This is a genomic window from Saxibacter everestensis (assembly GCF_025787225.1).
Classification (GTDB): domain Bacteria; phylum Actinomycetota; class Actinomycetes; order Actinomycetales; family Brevibacteriaceae; genus Saxibacter; species Saxibacter everestensis.
This window is the reverse complement of sequence record NZ_CP090958.1, coordinates 3,150,568-3,170,221: the sequence shown is the minus strand read 5'-3', so window position 1 is coordinate 3,170,221 and position 19,654 is coordinate 3,150,568. Positions and strand designations below refer to the sequence as shown.

Genomic DNA, 19,654 nt, shown 5'->3' with positions numbered 1-19,654 from the left:
TCGAGGCGACATCCGCGTCGGCCCCCGTCATACGAAAAAGAGCCGGCATCAAAGGATGCCAGCTCATTTTTACCCTGTCCGCTACTCTCAGGTTCCGGGGTTGGCCCGGGCATTGCTTCGTCAGCTTCCGGGGTTGGCCCGGGCGTTATTTCGTCAGCATAGCGCACTTGTTGCCGTGGCGCACATCACAAATTGTGCACGGGTTCCAGCCAGCGCTCCGGGCTGTTCTGGTATCCACGGGTGGCCCGGCGGCCCGGTGCTACAGTCGGTGGATCTAGCTCTTGGGAGAGTCGAGCCGTCGTCCCCAAGAGCGCGAATCCCGCCACGCCGACGGGCATCGGACACCAGACGATCGACGCAGACGGCTGCTGAAGAGGGGAGCGAGGCGATGGCACCTACAACCGCCGATGCAAGCGAGCGCGACGCGCTGCTGCTCAGGAAGGCCGTTGACCTGGCCGCGGCCAACGTGCTCAACAGCGGGGGGCCGTTCGGCGCCATCGTCGTAGCGGCGGACGGCAGGGAGTTCGAAGGACTAAACCGGGTAACCGCGAACCTCGATCCAACCGCGCATGCCGAGGTCACGGCAATCCGCAATGCCTGCCAGCGGCTTGGCACGTTCAGCCTGGACGGCGCGACCTTATACACCAGCTGCGAGCCGTGCCCAATGTGCCTGGCCTCCACGCTGTGGGCCCGGATCGATCGCGTGCTGTACGCTGCCGACCGCACCGATGCAGCCGCCGCGGGTTTCGACGACGCGGCGTTCTACCAGTACTTCGACCAGCCGAGCATCCGGGACACGGTGATGCCGGTTCGGCAACTCCGCCTGGACAGTGCGGTGGAGCCGTTCAACGCATGGAACGCAAGCGGGAACCGGCTCGACTACTAGTCGAGCACGCCCGCGGACTGACGAGGGTTGCCTGCTAGCCAGGTTGAACCCGAGCCACCGGGCATTGCGGCGAATCTTTGTGGAATTTGTATCGCACCTCAATCGTTGTCGGGGCAGAGAGCAAGTGTGCGGGTCGTGAGCGGGCCCGCCGGATCGGAACGACACGACTCTAGGAGACTCATGGCGAGAAGAGCCTCGGCACGCGTTGAATTCGAAAACGATCAGGGCGAGATCGTCCAGTACCTAAGGCATGCCAATGGCGGTGGGCTGGTCTCCCCGGAGGCCAACGTGCCGGAAAGCGCGAGGATTGATCAGGCCGCCTACGTCGAAGCCGGTGCTCGAATCGGCGAGCGGACCAGGATCGGCGTCGGAAGCTGGCTTGAGCACGGCGCGGTGGTCGGCAATGACGTCACGATCGGCGGCAATGTCCGAGTCGGCGTGCGCGCCCAGGTTGAGGACGGTGCCCGAATAGGCAGCGGCGCCAGGATCGGGGAGCGAGCCACAATTGGGCAACGGGCGGTGGTCAGGTCGGACACCCGGGTTGCGCCGGGGGCCGTGATAGGCCGGCAGACTACGGCTCGCCAGCGAGCACGTGGTGGAGTCGCGGCGTAGCGATCAACGGCTCCTTCCACTCCGGCGACGCTTGTCCGTGAGCACGATGCGAGGCCGAAGCGGGGCGAAATCGCGGAAACCAGGTCAGGTCAACGACTGACTGCTCCGCGAATGATGGCGGTCTCAACCGGACAGCGCATCACCGCACGACGTGTGTGGCGGTGTCGGAGGCGTGGGTCAGACTGGGTCTATGGATATGGGACTCAGGGGCAAGCGTGCACTAGTGACGGGCAGCTCGGGCGGGCTGGGTGCGGCGATTGCGCGGCGTCTTGCCGCGGAGGGATGCGTGGTCGTGATCCACGGGAGGGACCCGGTCGCTACCGACGCGGTCATGGCCGAACTTCGCGAGGTCGGCGTGATCGCGACTGCTGTGCTCGGTGACCTGACGGATCCGGAGCAGGCTCGTCGGGTCTGCGAGGAGGCAGCGTTCGGAGGGTCGATCGACATCCTCGTGGCGAACGCGGGGCCGTTCGCTGAGCATGCGTTCTTCGATGCGAGTGATGAGGAATGGGTGAGCGCGTTCGAAGGCAACGTGCTGTCGGCGGTGCGGTGCATCCGTCACCTCGCTGGTCCGATGCGCGAACGAGGATGGGGCCGCATCGTGACAGTCGGCACGCGCGGGGTAGGTGCGCCGTTGGCCAACATGGTGGAGTACTCGGCGGCGAAAGCTGCGTTGGCGAATGCCACTGGCGCGCTCGCGCAGGAACTCGCCGGCTCTGGGGTCACAGCGAACACCGTCAGCCCAGGCGTCATGCTCACGCCTGGACTGCAGCGGATGTTCCTCGACCGCGCGCAGGCTCAGGGGGATGCGAGGTCGTGGGAGGAGTTCGAGCCCGAGGTCGTCGCGACGTATGCCCCGAACCCCGTGGGCCGCCTTGGCAGGCCCGAGGACATCGCTGACGCTGTCGCATATCTTGTCAGTCCGCGTGCGGGCTATGTGACCGGCGCGACCCTTCGTGTCGATGGCGGCATCACGGGATCTATCAACCCCTAACGGCTGCGGGGCTCGGTAGTGCAGTGATCGGTGGAGACCGCCATCGTCTTCGGGCGTCGCAGATCGGCCGGTCCGGCGACACCCTCCTGGTCACGAGGCTCGACCGCCTCGCCCGGTAGTTGCCCTGCGCGCGGGACATCGCCGATGAGCTCACCAAGTCGACGTCCAGCGATAGGGCAATCACGTCCGATCCGGCTCTACCCGGAGACGGCGGGTGATGTGTTGATCGGCTGCTCCGCGAATGATCGTTTCGGGATCTCTCCGGCCCGGCCCTGTTCTGTCTTCAGTTCCCGAACGGCGACCCAGCCTGAACCGGGGCTTGCAGTTGGGTGGCGTCGAGCAGGACGCGGACGGCCTCCCTGTCGCCTTCGACTGTGATGTCCTCGCAGCTTTCGAGGGGAGATCGGTCCCCGCTGATAATTAGGGACTTCCATGCCCTTGTCGTGCTGGTGACGAGCGCGTCGACGTCGTCGGAGCCGAACATCTTCGTAATGAATGTCCCTTCCGTTGCCAGAGTCGCGAGATACTCGACCGGCTCGCGGTCAGCGACGCGGGAATCGGTCAGCTTAAGCGAGATGCGGCGACTCCGTGCGCCATGGGCTAGCGGTCGCGCATGTGCACGCATTGCCAGGACGACCGTATCGGGGCTCATGTCCGCGTCGAGCGGGAGTCGTGGTGAGCGAACGGCCCAAAGCGATAGAGCACTGTTGACTGCCTCAAGATCACGTCCCCAGTCCGTAAGGTCGTACATTGTGACGTGAGTGGGCATGGGCAGTTTGCGGCGCACAGCAATGCCTGCCTCTTCAAGGTTATGAAGCCGCTGGGAGAGCGCCGCAGGTCCGATGCCCGGTATGTCGCGTTGTATGTCTAGAAACCGCTTGGGCCCGAGTAGCAGTTCTCGCACGATTATCAGCGCCCAGCGCTCCCCGATGAGATCGAGTGCGTGAGCGGAGGCGCACCCGTCGTTGTATGAGCCGTATGTTCTGCGCACTGCCATATTCTCAGTTTACTACTTGACTAGAAGTGTCAACTACTGTTTTAGTAGTGAAATGACCCCGCGACCCAGTTCCACCATCTGGCCTGTGGTGCACGACGAGCGTCGAGCACTGATTCAGGACCTGGATGCGCTGCAACCGCAGCAGTGGCAGACGGCGTCGCTGTGCCCCGATTGGGACGTGCACGACGTCCTGGCTCATCTCGTCGACACCGCGAAGGCGACCCGACTTGGCTTCGTCCGCCGCATGGTCGCAGCTGGCTTCGACTTCGATCGGGACAACGCCGCGGGGGTAGCGCGGGAGCGCGCAGAGGATCCGGGTCGCACTCTGGCTGAGTTTCGCGCTGTGCTCACTCGGACAAGCAGCCCCCCGGCACCGCTCGCCACTCGGCTGGTCGAAGCGTTCGTCCACGGGGAGGACATCCGTCGTCCTATCGGGATCAGCCGCGACTACCCGACTGCCCATGTAGCCACCGCGCTGAGGTACCAGCTGAAGACGACCGTAAAGATCGGCGGCGGCAAGGAATATGCCGAGGGGTGGCGACTGGTCGCCTCCGACGTGGCTTTCGAACACGGCGCGGGCCAAGAGGTTCGCGGCCCCGCCATCGTCCTGCTGCTCGCCGTGTCAGGACGACCGGTGGAGGTGGGCGAGCTCACTGGGCCGGGCGCTGTGCCCTTCGCGCAGCGCATTCGCTCTTGAGTGTAGGAAAAGGTGGGCACTAAGGGTTGGCGGCCACTGTAGAACGAACACATGGAGGCTGTGCTTATGTCGCGAATCATTCGGTTCGACCACGTCGGTGTCACCGTTCAGGACCTCGACCAGGTGGCGGCGTTCTTCGTCGGACTCGGGCTCGAGATCGAGGGCCGGGCATTCGTGGAGGGCGAGTTCATCGACACAGTCATAGCGATCCCTGATTCCCGTACAGAGATCGTTATGTTGCGAACGCCTGACGGAGGTACAGGAGTGGAGCTTTCTAGCTTCGTTCGGCCCGACCCCGAGAGGGGATCGCCCGCAGCCGCGGCTAACGAGCTCGGCCTGCGCAGTTTGTCTTTCGAGGTCGATGATCTCCAGGCGCAGGTCGATCGGCTGGCCGCTGAGGGTTACGGGTTGGTGGGTGGCATCGGCGAGTATGAGGGCGTCTGGCGAATGGCCTACGTGCGCGGCCCGGAGGGAATCATCGTGGCCTTGGCTGAACGGATCGGCTGACCGCGGCCACCGGGTAGCGACATTGCCTCGGCGGCTGCCGGTTGGCCAGTCGTTGACTGCATCGCCGAGGCTTGGCGCGCAGACTTCCAACCCTCGATGCCGGTAAGCGGAACGTCTCGCGGGAGGCTCAATACGGTGGACTAGTCGAAGACAACTCTCGACTTAGACCTCCCCGAAATGCTGCAGTTAATCCAAGCGGATCCCAAGTATTTGAGCAGGGTGGACACCGCGTCCTCATTGGTGAGTGGCAACATGTCCCCGAGGTCTGGGACCGTGTCCGCCGCTCCGAACGTCGATGAGAAACTGAGGACATGATCAAGTTTCTTCACCTTCCTGTCTCGTTAACCACGAAGAGTGGGGATCTGACTCTCCGTCGCGCCAGTCACGATGACCTCGACGCACTCATCGGCCTTCTCTCTGACGATCCGATCAGCGCAGCGAGGGGTGATCAGGCTGACCCAGCTGACGGCCCAGCCTATGAAACCGCGCTCGTGGAACTGATTGCTGATCCGTCCAACGAGATTCTGTTGATAGTCGACGACGCAGATCGCCCCATAGCCACGATGCAGCTCACCCGGATCCCCGGGATGGCTCGACGTGGGTCAACGCGACTCCTAGTCGAGGCCGTCAGGGTCGGAGACGACCATAGGTCGAGCGGCATCGGTTCAGCGATGATGCGCTGGGTAATTGAATCGGCTGCCCCGGCGACGGGGTCATCCCTCGTGCAGCTCACGTCAGATGAAGCACGGGCCGATGCTCATCGCTTCTACGAGCGGCTGGGGTTTGTGGGTTCTCACCGCGGATTCAAGTTCAAGGTCGGCTAGCGGGGGTCCACACGTTCCAGTCGCACGGTGACCGACCGCTACGTGGCACAGATAGTTGTCACAGCCTCTTGCCTTAGAGCGCGCTCTAATGCATACGCTGATCGTTATGAGCATCACGGCGCACGACATCAGCCAGCATCTAGGCCAGATTTCGTCCGAAGCACCATCCGGTCCGGCCGAGGTGCTGAATTGTGCGCAGGACATGCCCAGCCGACTCGACTGGCCGCTGAGTATCGCCACAGTGGCCGAGCTACTCGGCGTCTCGACGCATACCCTGCGCTACTACGAACGCATTGGACTGGTTCGGGTGCAACGCGACAGCTCGGGCTACCGATCCTACGACCGGACCGCTCTGGCCCGGGTGAATTTCATCACCAGGCTACGGATGTCCGATATGCCTATCCGTGATATTCAGCGTTACGTCGCGCTCGTCGAAGAAGGGGACAGCTCTGTGCCCGCGCGGCTGGAGATATTGCTGAACCAACGTGACCGGGTGCGCCAGCAAATCGCCGACCTGCAACTTTCGCTGGCCGTCATTGACTACAAGGTCACCACCTACGGCGGCAACTGCAGCGACTAGCGTTCGCCACAACCGGTACGTCACCTGCAGGCAAGCAGGGCATTTCAGCACGTTTCGCTGCTTGATCCTGCCCAAAATGTGCGGGCAAAAAGCGCCCGCAGCTTCGATTGGAGAAGAAAGATGAACAATGCATCGATCCCTAACCGCCGGATCGGCGAGCTCAGCGTGTCAGCGATCGGGCTAGGTTGCATGGGCATGAGCCTGGCATACGGCCCCGCGGATCGAGGTGAATCGCTGGCCACCTTGAACCATGCCCTTGACCAGGGCGTGAACTTTTTCGACACATCTGACATGTACGGCAATGGTCACAATGAGCGGCTGCTCGCCGAGGTGCTGGCCACTCGACGCCACGAGGTGGTGCTGGCAACCAAGTTCGGAATCGTTACCGACCCTGAGACCTCGCTGCCGCAAGGAAACAATGGTTCCGCGCAATACGCCCGCAAGGCAGTTGACGAGTCTCTGTCCAGGCTGGGTGTTGACGTGATCGACCTGTACTACCTGCACCGGGTTGATCCGGCCGTACCTATTGAGGAGTCCGTGGGAGCGATGGCCGATATGGTCGAGGCTGGAAAAGTCCGGCATCTCGGCCTGTCTGAGGCCTCGGCCGAAAGCCTCCGCCGTGCGTCAGCGATCCATCCGATCGCGGCGCTGCAAACCGAATGGTCGATATTCAGCCGCGATATCGAGCGCGATGTGCTTCCGACAGCGCGCGAACTGGGCGTCACTGTGGTCCCATACAGTCCGCTAGGCCGGGGATTGCTGACTGGATCCCCGGTTGCTTCCACCGATCTCAGCGAGACCGATTTCCGCCGAACTCTCCCGCGCTGGCAGGACGGAAACCTGCAGACGAACCTGGCTCTGGTACGGCGGATTCAGGAACTCGCCGAGCAGCTGAGTTCCACACCGGCACAGATCGCGCTGGCCTGGCTGCTTGCCCAGGGTGACGATATCGTCCCCATTCCCGGCACGAAGCGTCGCAGCTACCTGGATGAAAACATCGGTGCGCTCAGTCTGCAGCTTCCGAATGAGGTGCTGGCCGAACTAGCCGAGATGCAGCCTGCCGGAACCCGTTACCCGGACATGGGCTGGGTGAAGGGCGACAGTGCGCCGACCACAGTCGGATAATCCCTGGATCGCGGCTGGCTCAGTCGGCCTAGCGAACTGGCGACGGTCCGAGGTCTCACGGCTCTCTGCGCGGTAGCTCATCAAACTCTTAGACTTTGATGCGATCCTGAGGGAAAGCGCGGCGTCGATGGTGGCTTTGCCATTGGCGTCGCGTCTTCAATTTTAGGCAAGGGACGTAAGGCGTGAAGGATACGACGACAATAGAACCCAAGGACGAGAAGAAGAATGACTCCGACGTAAAGTCGGCGCTCAGCCCGAGCAAACTGGTCGCGAGTGGTGCAGCTGCAGCGACGGCATCGGTCGTCGGCGGCCAGCTCGGTGTGGCCGGGACGGTTATCGGAGCCGGCCTGGTCAGCGTTGTCTCGGCCGTCTCTCTGACTCTTTATCAACACTCGCTGGACAAGGGCCGGGAGAGACTTCTCAGGAGCAAGACCGACACCCGCCGGCTGCAACGGCTTGAACCCGTCGGCTCGACGACGGGCCGGACGCCGACATCTACTTTTCCGCTGATCGAGCGGGACGAATCCAGTGCCGCATCTGACCGTAGCGACAGTGACGCAACCAGCGCTCGTGATAGCAATGCAACCACGGTTCTCGATCCCCGCACAGCGCTGATCAGGACGCAGACCGGGCGGATTGAGACGCCCACCACGGTGCTGGACCGGCAGGACCTCTTTCCCGGCACCGGTGGCGACGGGGACGAATCCGAGCCGACGACGGACCAATCTGAGCAGCCGCAGCGCTGGTGGCATCGACTGTCGAAGAAGCAGGTTTTCCTGGCGGTCGGCTTGGCCGCGGCCGCATTCGTACTTGGCCTCGGCGGCATCCTGGCGGCACAGGCTGTGACCGGAACGGACCTGTCGAAGGGCACCGGGACCATCCACACCCAGCTTTCCTCGGGAGGTGGCTCGGCGAGCGATGACGGCAGTGAGAAGGACGGCGAAACTGACGGGAGCTCCTCTGACGGCAAGGACGATTCCTCGTCCGACACCACGGTGAAGGACTCCGGAAACACCGAGAAGCAGCAGAACGGCGAACAGCCAGCGACCGATCCGAGCGACGTACCCACCGGTCCGGAATCCGACTCCGCGACGAACCCAGGGGACGATACGCCGAGCACCGAGCCGAGTGCACCGAGCAATCCTGGCAACGAACAGGAATCGGGTGGTTCTGACACCACGGAGCAGGGCGGCAGCGATTCAGCTGGACGCGACTCGTCCGGCAGTGGAACGTCCGGGAGCGACAGCTCATCCGGGAACGGTGGGGGCGGATCGTCGCAGCGCGGATCGTCGCAGCAGGGCACAGACGGCGCTGGTTCGTCGACTGCGCCCTGACCGCGGCACCGGTTCGGCTACCTGGGCGGGTGCTCCGGTTGGTTATCCGAGGAAGTTTGCCAGGTTGTCCAGCGTCGAGGCCTGGATCTTTTTCAGGCCGAGTGGCGCAAACGTCTTCTCGAAGAATCCGCCAATTCCGCCGGCGCCGTTCCATGACGTTGTGACAGTGACTTCGGAGCCGGACGCGGCGGGCGTCACGCGGTAGACCGTGACCAGAGTGGAATTGGCGTCGCGCTCGGTGACGCTGTCGGCGTCGACGGACACAGCGGATTCAACGTCCCGGATCCGCTTCTTCGTCGCGTGCAGCTTCCACCGCACGACGGTGCCATCGCCTGTGCCGCCCTTCAGCACCTGGTAGTCGGTGTACTGCTCGGGCAGGATTCGTTCCCGCACCGTGCTGTAGTCGGCTAACGCAGACCTGACCTGTTCCGGCTCGGCGTTCATCGTTTTCGAGGCGGAAGCCACAACCTGTGCCATATCACTCTCCTTTGTCTGCAGCCACCACGCTAGCAGCGGCACAGATCGGTCCCGCAGGAACCCAAAAAGCCTGGGGCCGGCCGGCGGCGCGGATAGGGCGGTCCGGAATAAACCGGACCATCGTTCAGGCTATGCACACTATGAGCAATCTCAGCACAGCAGGAACAATCGACATCAAAGACCTTGGCACCGTGACCCGTCTGGGTTTCGGGGCGATGCGGATCACCGGCGAGGGCATCTGGGGTGACCCTGTCGACCGGGACTCGGCCAGGGCAGTCGTCCGACGGGCAGTGGAACTCGGCGTGGATTTCATCGACACTGCCGATTCCTACGGTCCCGAAACCAGTGAGCAGATCCTGGCCGAGGCGCTGTATCCCTATCAGGACGGCCTGAAGATCGGGACCAAAGCCGGACAAGCTCGCACCGGGCCGGGGCAGTGGATCCCGCTGGGACGCCCGGAGTACCTCCGTCAGCAGGCGGAGCTGAGCATCCGCCGGTTGAAGGTCGACGCGCTCGACCTGTTTCAGCTGCATCGGATCGACCCGAAGGTTGACACGGCGGAACAGTTCGGCGTGATGCGGGAGCTGCAGGCCGAGGGAAAGGTAAAAGCACTCGGACTCTCCGAGGTCAGCGTTGCTGAAATCCAGGAAGCGGAGAAGTACTTCACTGTTGCCTCGGTCCAGAACCGCTTCAACCTGACAGACCGGAAGCACGCCGATGTGCTCGACTATTGCACCGCGAACGGCATCGCATTCATCCCGTGGGCGCCGGTGTCAGCTGGTGAACTCGCGCAGCCGGGAGGCCCGGTGGACGCCGCAGCAAAGCGGCTGAACGTCTCGCCGGCCCAGGTAGCGCTGGCCTGGCTACTTCAGCGCTCACCGGTGGTGGTGCCTATCCCGGGGACCTCGTCGATTGAGCACCTGGAAGACAATCTGGCCGCTGCCGAGCTGACTCTTGATGCCGACACCGTCGCCGAACTGGATGCCGCCGGACCGGTTTCCTAAGTGAGTCGCGCGATAGGTCTGCTCGCGCGACACATAGATGCCGCAGTCGCGACATCCATGCCGCGTAGTACCGCGCGAAACAGCCCGCCAGCTTCTCCGCTGGCGGGCTGTTTCGACTCGTGGCGGCACAGGCGTGGTGCTGCCCCACCACGTCTGTGCCGCCCGGCGGACGACATCGCGGGCATTACACCAAACGAGTCTCAGGAGACTTGGTCAGGCGTGGGTCCCGCTCCGCAAGGCCTCCCAGCGCGTCATCGATCTTGGTCAGGATCGCGTCATCGAGCTTCACTCCGGCGGCCTGGACGTTTTCCGAAACCTGCTCAGGGCGGGAAGCACCGATCAGGGCAGAGGCGACGTTCTTGTTCTGCAGCACCCAGGCGACGGCCAGCTGTGCCATGCTCAGCCCGACCTCGGCGGCAATCGGCTGAAGCTTCTGAACACCGCTCAGCACCTCATCGTTCATGAAGCGGCTGATCATGTTGGCGCCGCCCTTTTCGTCGGTCGCGCGGCTGCCTGCCGGCGGCTCGGCGCCGGGCTTGTACTTGCCGGTAAGGACGCCCTGAGCCACCGGTGACCAGACGATCTGGGAGAGGCCGAGCTCTTCGGACGTCGGGATGACCTCAGGCTCGATCACTCGCCACAGCATCGAGTACTGCGGCTGGTTGGAAATCAGCAGGAAGCCAAGTTCTGTGGCCAAGGAGTGTCCGGCACGGATCTGTTCCGCGGTCCATTCGCTGACCCCGATGTAGAGCGCCTTGCCCTGCCGCACGATGTCGGCGAACGCCTGCATCGTCTCTTCCAGCGGGGTCTCGAAGTCGTACCGGTGTGCCTGGTAGAGGTCGACGTAGTCCGTACCCAGCCGGGTCAGCGAACCGTTGATTGACTCCATAATGTGCTTGCGCGACAACCCGGTGTCGTTGTGGCCCTTCGGGCCGGTCGGGTGGTAGACCTTGGTGAAAATCTCCAGGGATTCCCGTCGCTCGCCGCGCAGGGCGTCACCGAGCACCTGCTCGGCGGCGGTGTTCGCATAGACGTCGGCGGTGTCGAAGGTCGAGATGCCCTCGTCGAGCGCTGCACGGACGCACTTGGCAGCGATGTCGTTTTCCACCTGCGACCCGTGGGTCAGCCAGTTTCCGTAGGTGATTTCCGAGATCTTGAGGCCGCTGTTTCCGAGATATCTGAATTCCATTACTTCAGCCTACGTCGGCGAGCTCAACCGTGCAGCAGGCCGTTGGGCTTAGCGGTGCAGTAGCTTGAAGCGACGCCAACTCTCATCTGCCGCCTTGATCGAAGCCCCGGTGCGTTCGGCGTCGATAGTGGAAAGCGCAGTCACGATTGCTTGCTGCGCCGCCATGCCGGTGGTCAGTGAAGGGAAAAAGGACGCTCCTTCGCTCGGCACCAGGATTATCTCGTCGGCTGAGTCCTGAAGTTCCCGGGGCACCGTGTCGCTGATAACGAATACCGACACGCCGCGCTTCTTGGCCTCGGTGCTGGCGATCAGGGCGGATTCGTACAGTCGCCAGAACGACACCACGACGTACACGTCTCCGGGCTGCATCTTTGCGATTGAATTCGCCAGCGTCGCGCCGCCATCGACAATCGCGTGCGCGTCATAACCGGCAAGCCGAGTGTTGTGTGCCATTGCGATAGCGATGCTGGAATAGCTGCCCTCGGCGCTGATGTAGATCCGATGCGCCGAGCCCAGGCCCGTCGCAATCCGATTCAACTGATCGTGATCAACCTCGCGCAGGAAGACGGCCAATGAATCCAGGTCCTGCTGAACCGAGGAGTGGGACGGCAGCGCGCTGCCCTGATGAGCCCTGATCACCTCGGTGAGCGACAGGTACGACAGATGGCGCGTTCGTATCTGTCGCTGCAGGTCGGGCCAGCCTTCGAATCCCAGTGACTGTGCCAGCCGCGTGACTGTCGCGACTGTTGTGCCGGAGGCAGTCGCCAGCTCATGCGCGCTGGCATATGACGCTCGAGACGGGTGGGTCTGCAGTTGGTGCAACAGCGCATGCGCCTTCGCTCCCAGCCCCTTCGCAGGCACCAGGGAACGGAGCCAATCGTCGACAGAGTCGGCGGCGACTGCCGATGTCGACTGCTCGGCGGATCGAGGCCCCTCGGGAACTGAATCTACGGTAGTCACGCGACTAGTCTAGACACTCTCCACGTAAGAAAACTTGCAAAAGCAGTTGCGTGTAAAGAATCTTGCGTCTAGGTTCTTGAGAGACAACTTCGTGATTTGCCTCACGCCCAGGAGCCAAAATGTCGCTTAACGCCCGACTGGATCGCCTGCCCTTGAGCAGACCGCATTACAAGCTGCTTCTGATCGGCGGGTTGGGATATACCTTCGATGGCATGGACGCCGCTATCGTTGCGTTCCTGCTGAATGACCTGCGCGAGGTCTTTGGACTTAACAACGCGCAACTCGGCCTGGTGTCCTCGGCCGCACCCTTTGGTTTCCTCTTCGGCGCAATCTTCGCCGGAATCCTGGGTGACAAGATCGGGCGCAAGAAAGTGATGATGGGGGCGCTCGCGGTTTATGCCATCTTCTCGCTCGTCGCCGCGGCCGCACCGAACTTCGAGATTTTCCTCGTCGCGCGAATCTTCGCCGGGTTCGGTGCGGGTGCCGAAAGTGCCATCATCGCACCGTTCCTCTCCGAATTCGTTCCGTCGTACAAGCGGGGCTGGTTCGTCGGCACACTGTCCGGCTTCTTCTCGTTCGGCTTCGTCGGTGCTGCCCTTATCGGCAGATTCATCGTGCCGAATATTGACGAAGGCTGGCGCTGGGCACAGGTGATCACCGCGGTACCAATCGTGATGCTGTTGTGGTGGCGCCGCAATCTGCCGGAATCACCGCGATACCTGAGGAATGCCGGCAGGCCGGACGAAGCGGAGGCCGTCGTCGCAAAGCTTGAGCAGGATGTTCTCGCTGCCACTGGTAAACCGTTACCGCCCGTCGATCAGAGTTTCGCGGAGGCTGAGGCGCCGCGCAAGTTCAAGACGCTGGAAGCCATTACCTATCTCTGGTCGAGAAAGATGGCGAAGGTGACGGCGGTGACCTGGCTGATGTGGTTCGTGATCACCTTCTCCTACTACGGATTCTTCTCCTGGATTCCAACCCTGCTGGTGGACAAGGGAATCACCGTCACCACCAGCTTCACCTTTTCGCTGATCATCTACCTGGCGCAGATACCCGGCTACTTCAGCGCCGCGTACTTCAATGAAAAGATCGACCGGAAGAACGTCATCGCGGCCTATCTCACCGGTTCCGCGCTTTCAGCGCTGTGGCTGAGCCAGATGACCGATCCGATCCTGATCACCTGCGCGGGGGTTGCTCTGTCGTTCTTCCTCAACGGAACCTACGCCGGGCTTTACGCCTACACGCCTGAAGTGTTCCCGACCTGGCTGCGTGCCACCGGGACCGGGCTTTCTTCATCCTTTGGACGAGTGGGCTCGATAACCGCCCCGCTCCTGATCGGAGTCTTCTCCGCCCAGCTGGGCTTCGGCGGGGTCTTCGGACTGACCACCACCGTTTTGGCCGTCGGCGTGATCTGTACCCTGCTGTTCGCGGTCAAGACCGCAGGGCGTTCGCTGGAAGACATCACCCAGGCAGAAATCAAGGGGAAGGTATGAGTGAAGAATTCGCCTCACTTGAGGACGTTCATCGCGCGGTAGCCGAGCACATCGGGGTGAAGCTGTTCACGGTGCTCGGGTTCGCCGACCAGGGCAGGACGATGTGCCGGATCTACTCCACCCACCCCGTTGCCTATCCGGTGGGCGGGACGAAAGACACCTCGCAGGATGTCGCCGCCGAATGGCTGGCTCTGGCCATCGAGGAACAGAAGCCCTATTTCGGCCAGGGGCCGGCCGAGGTCGAGCGCATCTTCAAGGACGCCGAGGTTATTCGGTCGCTCGGCTGCGGGACGATCATCAATGCCCCGGTGGTCAAGGACGGAGTGACCATCGGAGCCCTCAACATCCTGGACGCCGAAGGCGCCTACGACCAGGAATCGGTCGGGGATGCCGTAGACATCGCCGGGCGGAGCGCGGGCGCGGTCAGCACAGCGCTCCGCCGCACGCTGAACCACTAATCACCGAACGAAGGATCCGCTGGTGGCCAACAACCTACTCATTCGTAACGCAAACGTCCTCGACGTCGTCGAGGGCAGCTATACGCAAGCCGATATCCGGATCGACGACGGGATGATCACCGAAGTCGGCAGCTCTCTCGGCGCAGCAGAGTCTGCACGGGAGATCGACGCGGGCGGGAAGTTCGTCCTGCCGGGACTCATCGATGCTCACGTGCACGTCACGGCGGCCACCGCGGATCTGGGGTCGCTGTCCTCCTGGTCGCCAAGCTACGTGGCATTCCAGGCAGGCCGACTGATGGGAGACATGCTCGATCGGGGATTCACCACGGTCCGCGACGCGTCGGGGGCCGACTTCGGGCTGCACGACGCCCAGGCGGAAGGGCTCGTCCGGGGTCCCCGGCTGTTCTTTTGCGGGAAGGCACTGAGTCAGACCGGTGGACACGGCGACTCCCGGGCGAGGGGTACGGCGTTGTTCGACTCACATCAGTGTTGCGCCGGCCTGGGCCGGATAGCGGATGGCGTCGATGCGGTGCGGGCGGCTACTCGGGACGAGCTGCGAAAAGGTGCGCATCACATCAAGGTGATGGCGTCAGGAGGCGTCGCGTCACCAACTGACCGGATCGATTCGACCCAGTACTCGCTCGATGAGTTGCACGCGATAGTCGAGGAAGCCGAAGCGGCAAACCGCTACGTCACCGCTCACGCCTATACGGCAAAGGCGATTAATCGGTCGTTGGAGGCCGGTATTCGCGGCATCGAGCATGGCAACCTGCTTGATGACGAGACGGTCAGCCTGTTTCGGAAGCATGACGCTTTCCTGGTGCCGACGCTGGTCACCTACTGGTCCCTGCAGGAGGAGGGCCGGGAATTCGGACTTGGCCAATCGAACTGGGAGAAAGTTGCGACGGTCCTCGATGCCGGCCGCCGAGGTTTGGAGCTCGCCGTCCGTGGCGGGGTGAACATCGTTTACGGCTCGGACCTGCTCGGCGGGATGCAGCGGCATCAGGCTCGGGAATTTCAGATTCGCGCCGAGGTACAGCCGACGATCGATGTCATTCGTTCGGCCACCGTCACTGCCGCCAAGCTCCTGCAGCGTGAGGGTGAGCTCGGCGTCGTCGCCCCCGGCGCACACGGTGACCTGTTGATTCTGGACGCCGATCCGGTTGACGACATTTCGATTCTCGCCGAGTCGAGGATCGGAACCGTAGTTCAGGCAGGCCGCGTCGTACTTGAAAAGTAAAGCCGGGTGCTTCGATCGGCCCGGTTATGGTGGCGCGCCAGCCGAACGCGACGTAGCTTTAGGGAAATGACGCCGAGATAGGCAGGCTACGATGCAGAACCTGGACCAGTTGGTAGTGGAACACCTCGAGCTTGCGGCACGGGACCATCACGGGCGCAGTGCGCACCTGCTCATTCATGACCGGAACCTTCGGCAGGCGATAATCGCGATGACGCAGGGCACGACTCTGGCCGAGCATGACACGCCACCAGCCGCCAGTCTGCAGGTGCTGAAGGGTGCCGTTCGACTGAATTATGGCTCCGGCTACGTCGACGCAGAAGCGGGACAGTTGCTGCGCCTGCCCGAGCAGCGACACAGCGTCGACGCCCTGGAAGACTCCGCGATTCTGCTCACCGCGGTGACGTCGATCGACTGACCGCGGTGCGGGGCCGATCGACTGACTAGCGGCGCGAGGCTGCGCAGCTAAGACACAGCCTGGTCGCCGGAAGGGCCTCCAGCCGAGCCGGAGCGATCGGTTCGCCGCACTGCTGGCATTTGCCGTAGCTGCCGTCCTCCACCCGGAGCAGGGCCGCATCGATCTCGTTCACTTCATCGTGCGTGTCGGCGAGAAGCTGTGCGGTCTGGGTCCGTTCGTAGGCGATGGTCGATCCTTCTGGATCGTGTTCGTCGTCAATTGCCGCGAACTGCGTTGCGGCAATAATGTCCGCGTGCTCATGGGCGAGCGCTTCGCTTCGTCGCTGCGCATCAGAGCGGGCAGCGAGCAGATTCTCGCGTGGTGATGGCTTTGGCATGAACAGTTAACGCCGAGACAGCGCGTTCAATTCCGGATCAGGACGCTGGACGAGGTCTGCCGGGAATGGCACGTCAAACTCGGGAGAGCACAAAGACCGGGATCTCGCGGTCTGTCTTCTTCTGGTAATCCGCATAATCCGGATAGGCAGCGACAGCACGTTCCCACCAGGTCGCCTTCTCCTCGCCCGTCACCTCGCGGGCAACCATCTGCCATTTCTCCGGCCCGTCCTGAAGGTCAACGTCCGGATGAGCCTTGATGTTGAAGTACCAGACGGGATGCTTCGGCGCGCCACCCAGCGAAGCCACCACCGCGTACTCGCCGTCGTGCTCCACGCGCATCAGCGGCATTTTGCGAAGTTTGCCGGACTTGGCGCCCGTCGTGGTCAGCAGGACCACAGGCATGCCGCGCATCGTTGTGCCCTTGGTGCCTCCGGAGCCTTCGTACAGCTCGACCTGGTCGCGGACCCATTTTTCCGGACTCGGCAGGTACTCCCCGTTAAGTGTCATCTCTTGATTATGCTCCTGCTACCGAACGCGGTGTAACGCTGTCGCGGCTTGTCAGAGCGCGGTGGCCTTGGCGAGCAAGACGTCGCGTTCACGAATATTGGCGGTAAGGGATGCCGCAGTCGTGAACTCGGAGCGGGCCTCCGCGGTGCGGCCGAGCCGGGCCAGTAGCTCGCCACGGACGCTCGGCAGGAGGTGTGTGCCGCGAAGTGCGCCCCCGGCGGCGAGCCGGTCTACAAGGAGCAGGGCCGACGCGGGGCCAGTCGCCATCGAGACCGCCGCAGCCCTGTTGAGTTCCACAATCGGGCTGGGCGCGACTCTGCCGAGCGCCTCGTAGAGTACGACGATGTGCTCCCAGTCCGTGTCGCCGAAGTGCGCAGCCGTGGCATGGCATTCGGCGATCGCAGCTTGCAGGGCGTAGCTGCCTCGTCCTCGGCCGAGCGCGTCTGCGCGGGCGAGCGCCGCGCATCCTCGGCCGATCTGCGCTCGATCCCAACGGCTCCGGTCCTGGTCGGCAAGCAGGATCGGCGTGCCGTCCGGCTGTAACCGGGCGCCGAACCGCGAGGCCTGGAGTTCCATCAGGGCGACGAGTGCGTGCACCTCGGGCTCGCGCGGCATGAGTCCGGCGAGCACTCGTCCGACGCGGAGTCCTTCGTTTGCGAGCTCTGCGCGAATCCACCTTTCACCTGATGTGGCCGCGTACCCCTCGGTGAAGATCAGATAGACGACGCCGAGCACGGAGGCAAGCCGCTCCCGCCACTCGTTCGGGTCGGGAACCTCGAACGCGACGTTCGCAGCGGACAGCGTCTTCTTCGCCCGGACGATCCTCTGCTGAATGGTTGCCACCGGCACCAGGAACATCCGGGCGATCTCCTCGGTGGTGAGACCACCGATGATCCTCAGGGTCAGCGCGATCTGGGCTTCGCGGCCGAGCACCGGATGGCATGCCGTGAACACCAGGCGCAACACGTCGTCGTCGATCGGCTCCCACGCGTCGGATGCGATGCCTTCCATTCCCGACGGATCGGCCTCCAGCTGCTGAGCGAGCTGGCGGTAGCGCTCATCGAGCCGCTCACGGCGGCGCCATCCGTCAATCGCCTTGCGCTTTGCGACGGCCGTGAGCCAGGCGGCCGGCTTCTGCGGGACGCCCGAGACCGGCCATTGAGCGAGCGCATCGACGACAGCCTCCTGAGCGAGATCCTCGGCGAGGCCCACATCGCCGGTCACCCTGGCCAGGGTCCCGACGATGTGGGCGCTCTCGATCCGCCAGACGGCCTCGACCGTGCGCGGAACCGAAGTCATGCCCGGATCCCGGCTGGCGGAATCACTCCTGGCCTCGCTCCGCCCGCCATGCCGCTTCCTTCTTGATCGCATCGGTGTCTGCGAACTCGGCGAAGTCGTCCATCTCGTTGACCCGGCGCACCTCGAGCTTTGAGCCCGGCCCGAGCGGGCAGCGGCTGGCCCACTCGGCAGCCTCTTCCTTGGACGAGGTCTGGATGATCCAGAAACCGTTGAAAAGCTCGTGCGTCTCACCGTAGGGGCCGTCGGTAACCACCGGAGGGTCCGTCGAGAAGTCGACGACGAAGTTCTCGGTCATTTCGTCAGCGAGTCCTTCGCCGGCGAGTAGCACACCCGCCTTGATCAGTGACTCGTTGTAGGCGCCCATTTTTTCGATGATCTCCTGGAAGGGGACCTGCTCGTACGCTTCGCGCGCCTGATCGGTCGAACGCATAATCAGCATGTACTTCATCGGATTCTCCTTGAGTAGTGAGAGAGCGGGAGTGCGTCCCTCTGCTATCACGTCGAACGGTGCGCGCCCGGATCGACAAGCGTGTCAAGAAAGTTTCCTTAGCCGCTCTTGCGACGGAATTCCCGCTTGTGGTCGGCCGGGCCGTGCGCCTCGTGCACCTTCGAATCACCCTGGACAGGACCGTTTGGATCCTTCGTATTGCGATCGTTCTTGGCGTCGAGCACCTCTTTGAACTTCTTCTTCATCTCTTCGCTCGGGCCGGTGGGCTTGGAGTTTTTGTTCGACATTTGAATCTCCTTGGAAAGCTCGTGCAGATGACTATCAACGGTAACCGGCAATCAGCCATCCCCGCTCCGCTTTTTGGCGCCTGGCCTGTATTTCGGAACCGAACGCCGCGGTCGCCAGGCACAATGCGGTCGCTCTTCCGGGAAGGGCCGCAGTCAGCCGAAGACCATCTCGGTCATTCGCCATAGCCGCTCCAGGACGTGTTTCGGCAGCGCCGGCGTCGATTCTCCGGAGTCGTCCTCGACGCTGAGCAGCGAGCAGAACTGCTGGATAGCGGTGCCTTTGAGCTGGTGAACGTCACCGGGCAGCACGAGCTGTGCGGCCCAGTCCCACGGCACGTCCGGATGGTCGGGGTAGGCCCAGTGCCACATCCAGATTGGATACTCGAGCGCACGGATTCCGAGCCGGTCGCAGGCAATCAGCGTTGCCCGGCCGGTTGCTTCGTGGTCCGGTTGTCCGTCGGAGCGCCAGGTGGTCAGGCACCACGCCTGTGGATCGGCATCCTCAAGCACTACCTCTAGAGCAGAAACCAGGGTGGTTTCCTCGTGCACGAGGGAGCCCTCGGTGAAGCCCAGCCGGACCGGGGGATCCACCCCGAGCACGGCGAGCGCATCGGCAGTTTCCGCAGCCGTGGCCTCAACAACCTGGGATTGGGTCAGGGACGGGGCGGCGGCGAGAGTGTCGGCGCCGTCGGTGACAGCGATGACCCGCACCGGGATCTCGTTGGCCCGCGCCAGGGCGATAAGCCCGCCCACGCCAAGTACTTCGTCGTCGGGGTGAGGCGCGATCACGATAAGTTCCGTGCAGTCTTGCAAGGACAGCTCGGGGAAGTCGCGGCCCCATTTGTTCCACACGGTTTCGGGAGTGCCGGGTTTCCGCGCGTCGGTGTCTCGAATCTTCCGACTCATCGTTGCGCCATCGCTCGGGTGCCCCATCTCCTCGAGGCCGG

Annotated in this window: 24 protein-coding genes; 14 read left to right on the top strand and 10 right to left on the bottom strand. The window is 63.2% G+C overall.

The features are described from left to right. Positions 1–388: 388 nt before the first annotated feature. The 3 genes from LWF01_RS14980 to LWF01_RS14970 all read left to right on the top strand — a co-directional run bounded on the left by LWF01_RS14980 (position 389) and on the right by LWF01_RS14970 (position 2,492). Positions 389–886, top strand: coding sequence for a nucleoside deaminase (locus tag LWF01_RS14980; protein ID WP_349638166.1), 498 nt, complete (start codon positions 389–391; stop codon positions 884–886). A gap of 180 nt (positions 887–1,066) precedes the next feature. Beyond that, a complete protein-coding gene (locus tag LWF01_RS14975) occupies positions 1,067–1,498 on the top strand; it encodes a DapH/DapD/GlmU-related protein (protein ID WP_349638165.1) in 432 nt (143 codons plus the stop codon). A 190-nt stretch (positions 1,499–1,688) separates the two neighbouring features. Further along, on the top strand, positions 1,689–2,492 hold the full coding sequence (locus LWF01_RS14970; protein ID WP_349638164.1) for an SDR family NAD(P)-dependent oxidoreductase: 804 nt from the start codon (positions 1,689–1,691) through the stop codon (positions 2,490–2,492). Between the two features lie 283 nt (positions 2,493–2,775). Here LWF01_RS14970 and LWF01_RS14965 read toward each other — a convergent pair whose 3' ends face one another. Continuing rightward, positions 2,776–3,489, bottom strand: coding sequence for a winged helix-turn-helix transcriptional regulator (locus LWF01_RS14965; protein ID WP_349638163.1), 714 nt, complete (start codon positions 3,487–3,489; stop codon positions 2,776–2,778). A 52-nt stretch (positions 3,490–3,541) separates the two neighbouring features. Here LWF01_RS14965 and LWF01_RS14960 point away from each other — a divergent pair, with 52 nt between their 5' ends. The 6 genes from LWF01_RS14960 to LWF01_RS14935 all read left to right on the top strand — a co-directional run bounded on the left by LWF01_RS14960 (position 3,542) and on the right by LWF01_RS14935 (position 8,556). Then, positions 3,542–4,186: a maleylpyruvate isomerase family mycothiol-dependent enzyme gene (locus LWF01_RS14960; protein ID WP_349638162.1), complete on the top strand. Its 645-nt coding sequence runs from the start codon at positions 3,542–3,544 to the stop codon at positions 4,184–4,186. A gap of 66 nt (positions 4,187–4,252) precedes the next feature. Next, a complete protein-coding gene (locus tag LWF01_RS14955; RefSeq protein WP_349638161.1) occupies positions 4,253–4,693 on the top strand; it encodes a VOC family protein in 441 nt (146 codons plus the stop codon). A gap of 311 nt (positions 4,694–5,004) precedes the next feature. Further along, positions 5,005–5,517: a GNAT family N-acetyltransferase gene (locus LWF01_RS14950; RefSeq protein WP_349638160.1), complete on the top strand. Its 513-nt coding sequence runs from the start codon at positions 5,005–5,007 to the stop codon at positions 5,515–5,517. Positions 5,518–5,623: 106 nt separating this feature from the next. Then, positions 5,624–6,097, top strand: a complete 474-nt coding sequence (locus LWF01_RS14945; RefSeq protein ID WP_349638159.1) for a MerR family transcriptional regulator — start codon at positions 5,624–5,626, stop codon at positions 6,095–6,097. 120 nt (positions 6,098–6,217) lie between these two features. Next, the gene (locus LWF01_RS14940) at positions 6,218–7,222 is read left to right on the top strand and encodes an aldo/keto reductase (RefSeq protein ID WP_349638158.1); all 1,005 of its coding nucleotides are present in this window, start codon (positions 6,218–6,220) and stop codon (positions 7,220–7,222) included. 182 nt (positions 7,223–7,404) lie between these two features. Further along, a complete protein-coding gene (locus tag LWF01_RS14935) occupies positions 7,405–8,556 on the top strand; it encodes a hypothetical protein (RefSeq protein ID WP_349638157.1) in 1,152 nt (383 codons plus the stop codon). A 42-nt stretch (positions 8,557–8,598) separates the two neighbouring features. On the opposite strand, the gene LWF01_RS14930 is transcribed toward LWF01_RS14935, so the two are convergent. Continuing rightward, on the bottom strand, positions 8,599–9,033 hold the full coding sequence (locus LWF01_RS14930) for an SRPBCC family protein (RefSeq protein WP_349638156.1): 435 nt from the start codon (positions 9,031–9,033) through the stop codon (positions 8,599–8,601). 140 nt (positions 9,034–9,173) lie between these two features. Between LWF01_RS14930 and LWF01_RS14925 the strand changes: the two genes are divergently transcribed. Next, complete coding sequence (locus tag LWF01_RS14925) at positions 9,174–10,037, top strand: aldo/keto reductase (protein ID WP_349638155.1); 864 nt, start codon at positions 9,174–9,176, stop codon at positions 10,035–10,037. A gap of 184 nt (positions 10,038–10,221) precedes the next feature. On the opposite strand, the gene LWF01_RS14920 is transcribed toward LWF01_RS14925, so the two are convergent. Both LWF01_RS14920 and LWF01_RS14915 read right to left on the bottom strand, forming a co-directional pair. Continuing rightward, entirely contained in the window at positions 10,222–11,226 is a 1,005-nt protein-coding gene (locus LWF01_RS14920) for an aldo/keto reductase family protein (RefSeq protein ID WP_349638154.1), read from the bottom strand. Between the two features lie 48 nt (positions 11,227–11,274). Further along, the gene (locus LWF01_RS14915) at positions 11,275–12,186 is read right to left on the bottom strand and encodes a MurR/RpiR family transcriptional regulator (protein WP_349638153.1); all 912 of its coding nucleotides are present in this window, start codon (positions 12,184–12,186) and stop codon (positions 11,275–11,277) included. Between the two features lie 119 nt (positions 12,187–12,305). Between LWF01_RS14915 and LWF01_RS14910 the strand changes: the two genes are divergently transcribed. From LWF01_RS14910 to LWF01_RS14895, 4 genes are all read left to right on the top strand, one after another. Beyond that, positions 12,306–13,676 (top strand): MFS transporter, encoded by a 1,371-nt coding sequence (locus LWF01_RS14910; RefSeq protein WP_349638152.1) that lies wholly within the window; start codon positions 12,306–12,308, stop codon positions 13,674–13,676. Continuing rightward, positions 13,673–14,134, top strand: a complete 462-nt coding sequence (locus LWF01_RS14905; RefSeq protein WP_349638151.1) for a GAF domain-containing protein — start codon at positions 13,673–13,675, stop codon at positions 14,132–14,134. Before LWF01_RS14910 ends, LWF01_RS14905 begins: the two co-directional genes overlap by 4 nt. Positions 14,135–14,156: 22 nt before the next feature. Further along, positions 14,157–15,374, top strand: coding sequence for a metal-dependent hydrolase family protein (locus LWF01_RS14900; protein ID WP_349638150.1), 1,218 nt, complete (start codon positions 14,157–14,159; stop codon positions 15,372–15,374). Positions 15,375–15,465: 91 nt separating this feature from the next. After that, positions 15,466–15,789 carry a cupin domain-containing protein gene (locus tag LWF01_RS14895; RefSeq protein ID WP_349638149.1) on the top strand — a complete coding sequence of 108 codons (324 nt, stop codon included), beginning with the start codon at positions 15,466–15,468 and terminating at the stop codon, positions 15,787–15,789. 25 nt (positions 15,790–15,814) lie between these two features. Here the strand turns inward: LWF01_RS14895 and LWF01_RS14890 are convergent, their stop codons facing one another. The 6 genes from LWF01_RS14890 to LWF01_RS14865 all read right to left on the bottom strand — a co-directional run bounded on the left by LWF01_RS14890 (position 15,815) and on the right by LWF01_RS14865 (position 19,613). Continuing rightward, complete coding sequence (locus LWF01_RS14890; RefSeq protein WP_349638148.1) at positions 15,815–16,165, bottom strand: TraR/DksA family transcriptional regulator; 351 nt, start codon at positions 16,163–16,165, stop codon at positions 15,815–15,817. 73 nt (positions 16,166–16,238) lie between these two features. Further along, positions 16,239–16,673, bottom strand: a complete 435-nt coding sequence (locus LWF01_RS14885; RefSeq protein WP_349638147.1) for a nitroreductase family deazaflavin-dependent oxidoreductase — start codon at positions 16,671–16,673, stop codon at positions 16,239–16,241. A 51-nt stretch (positions 16,674–16,724) separates the two neighbouring features. Further along, positions 16,725–17,972 (bottom strand): RNA polymerase sigma factor, encoded by a 1,248-nt coding sequence (locus LWF01_RS14880; RefSeq protein ID WP_349638146.1) that lies wholly within the window; start codon positions 17,970–17,972, stop codon positions 16,725–16,727. A 22-nt stretch (positions 17,973–17,994) separates the two neighbouring features. Continuing rightward, a complete protein-coding gene (locus tag LWF01_RS14875) occupies positions 17,995–18,420 on the bottom strand; it encodes a YciI family protein (protein WP_349638145.1) in 426 nt (141 codons plus the stop codon). A gap of 98 nt (positions 18,421–18,518) precedes the next feature. Then, complete coding sequence (locus LWF01_RS14870) at positions 18,519–18,707, bottom strand: DUF5302 domain-containing protein (protein WP_349638144.1); 189 nt, start codon at positions 18,705–18,707, stop codon at positions 18,519–18,521. A gap of 153 nt (positions 18,708–18,860) precedes the next feature. Then, the gene (locus LWF01_RS14865; protein ID WP_349638143.1) at positions 18,861–19,613 is read right to left on the bottom strand and encodes a PIG-L deacetylase family protein; all 753 of its coding nucleotides are present in this window, start codon (positions 19,611–19,613) and stop codon (positions 18,861–18,863) included. Positions 19,614–19,654: the final 41 nt, after the last annotated feature.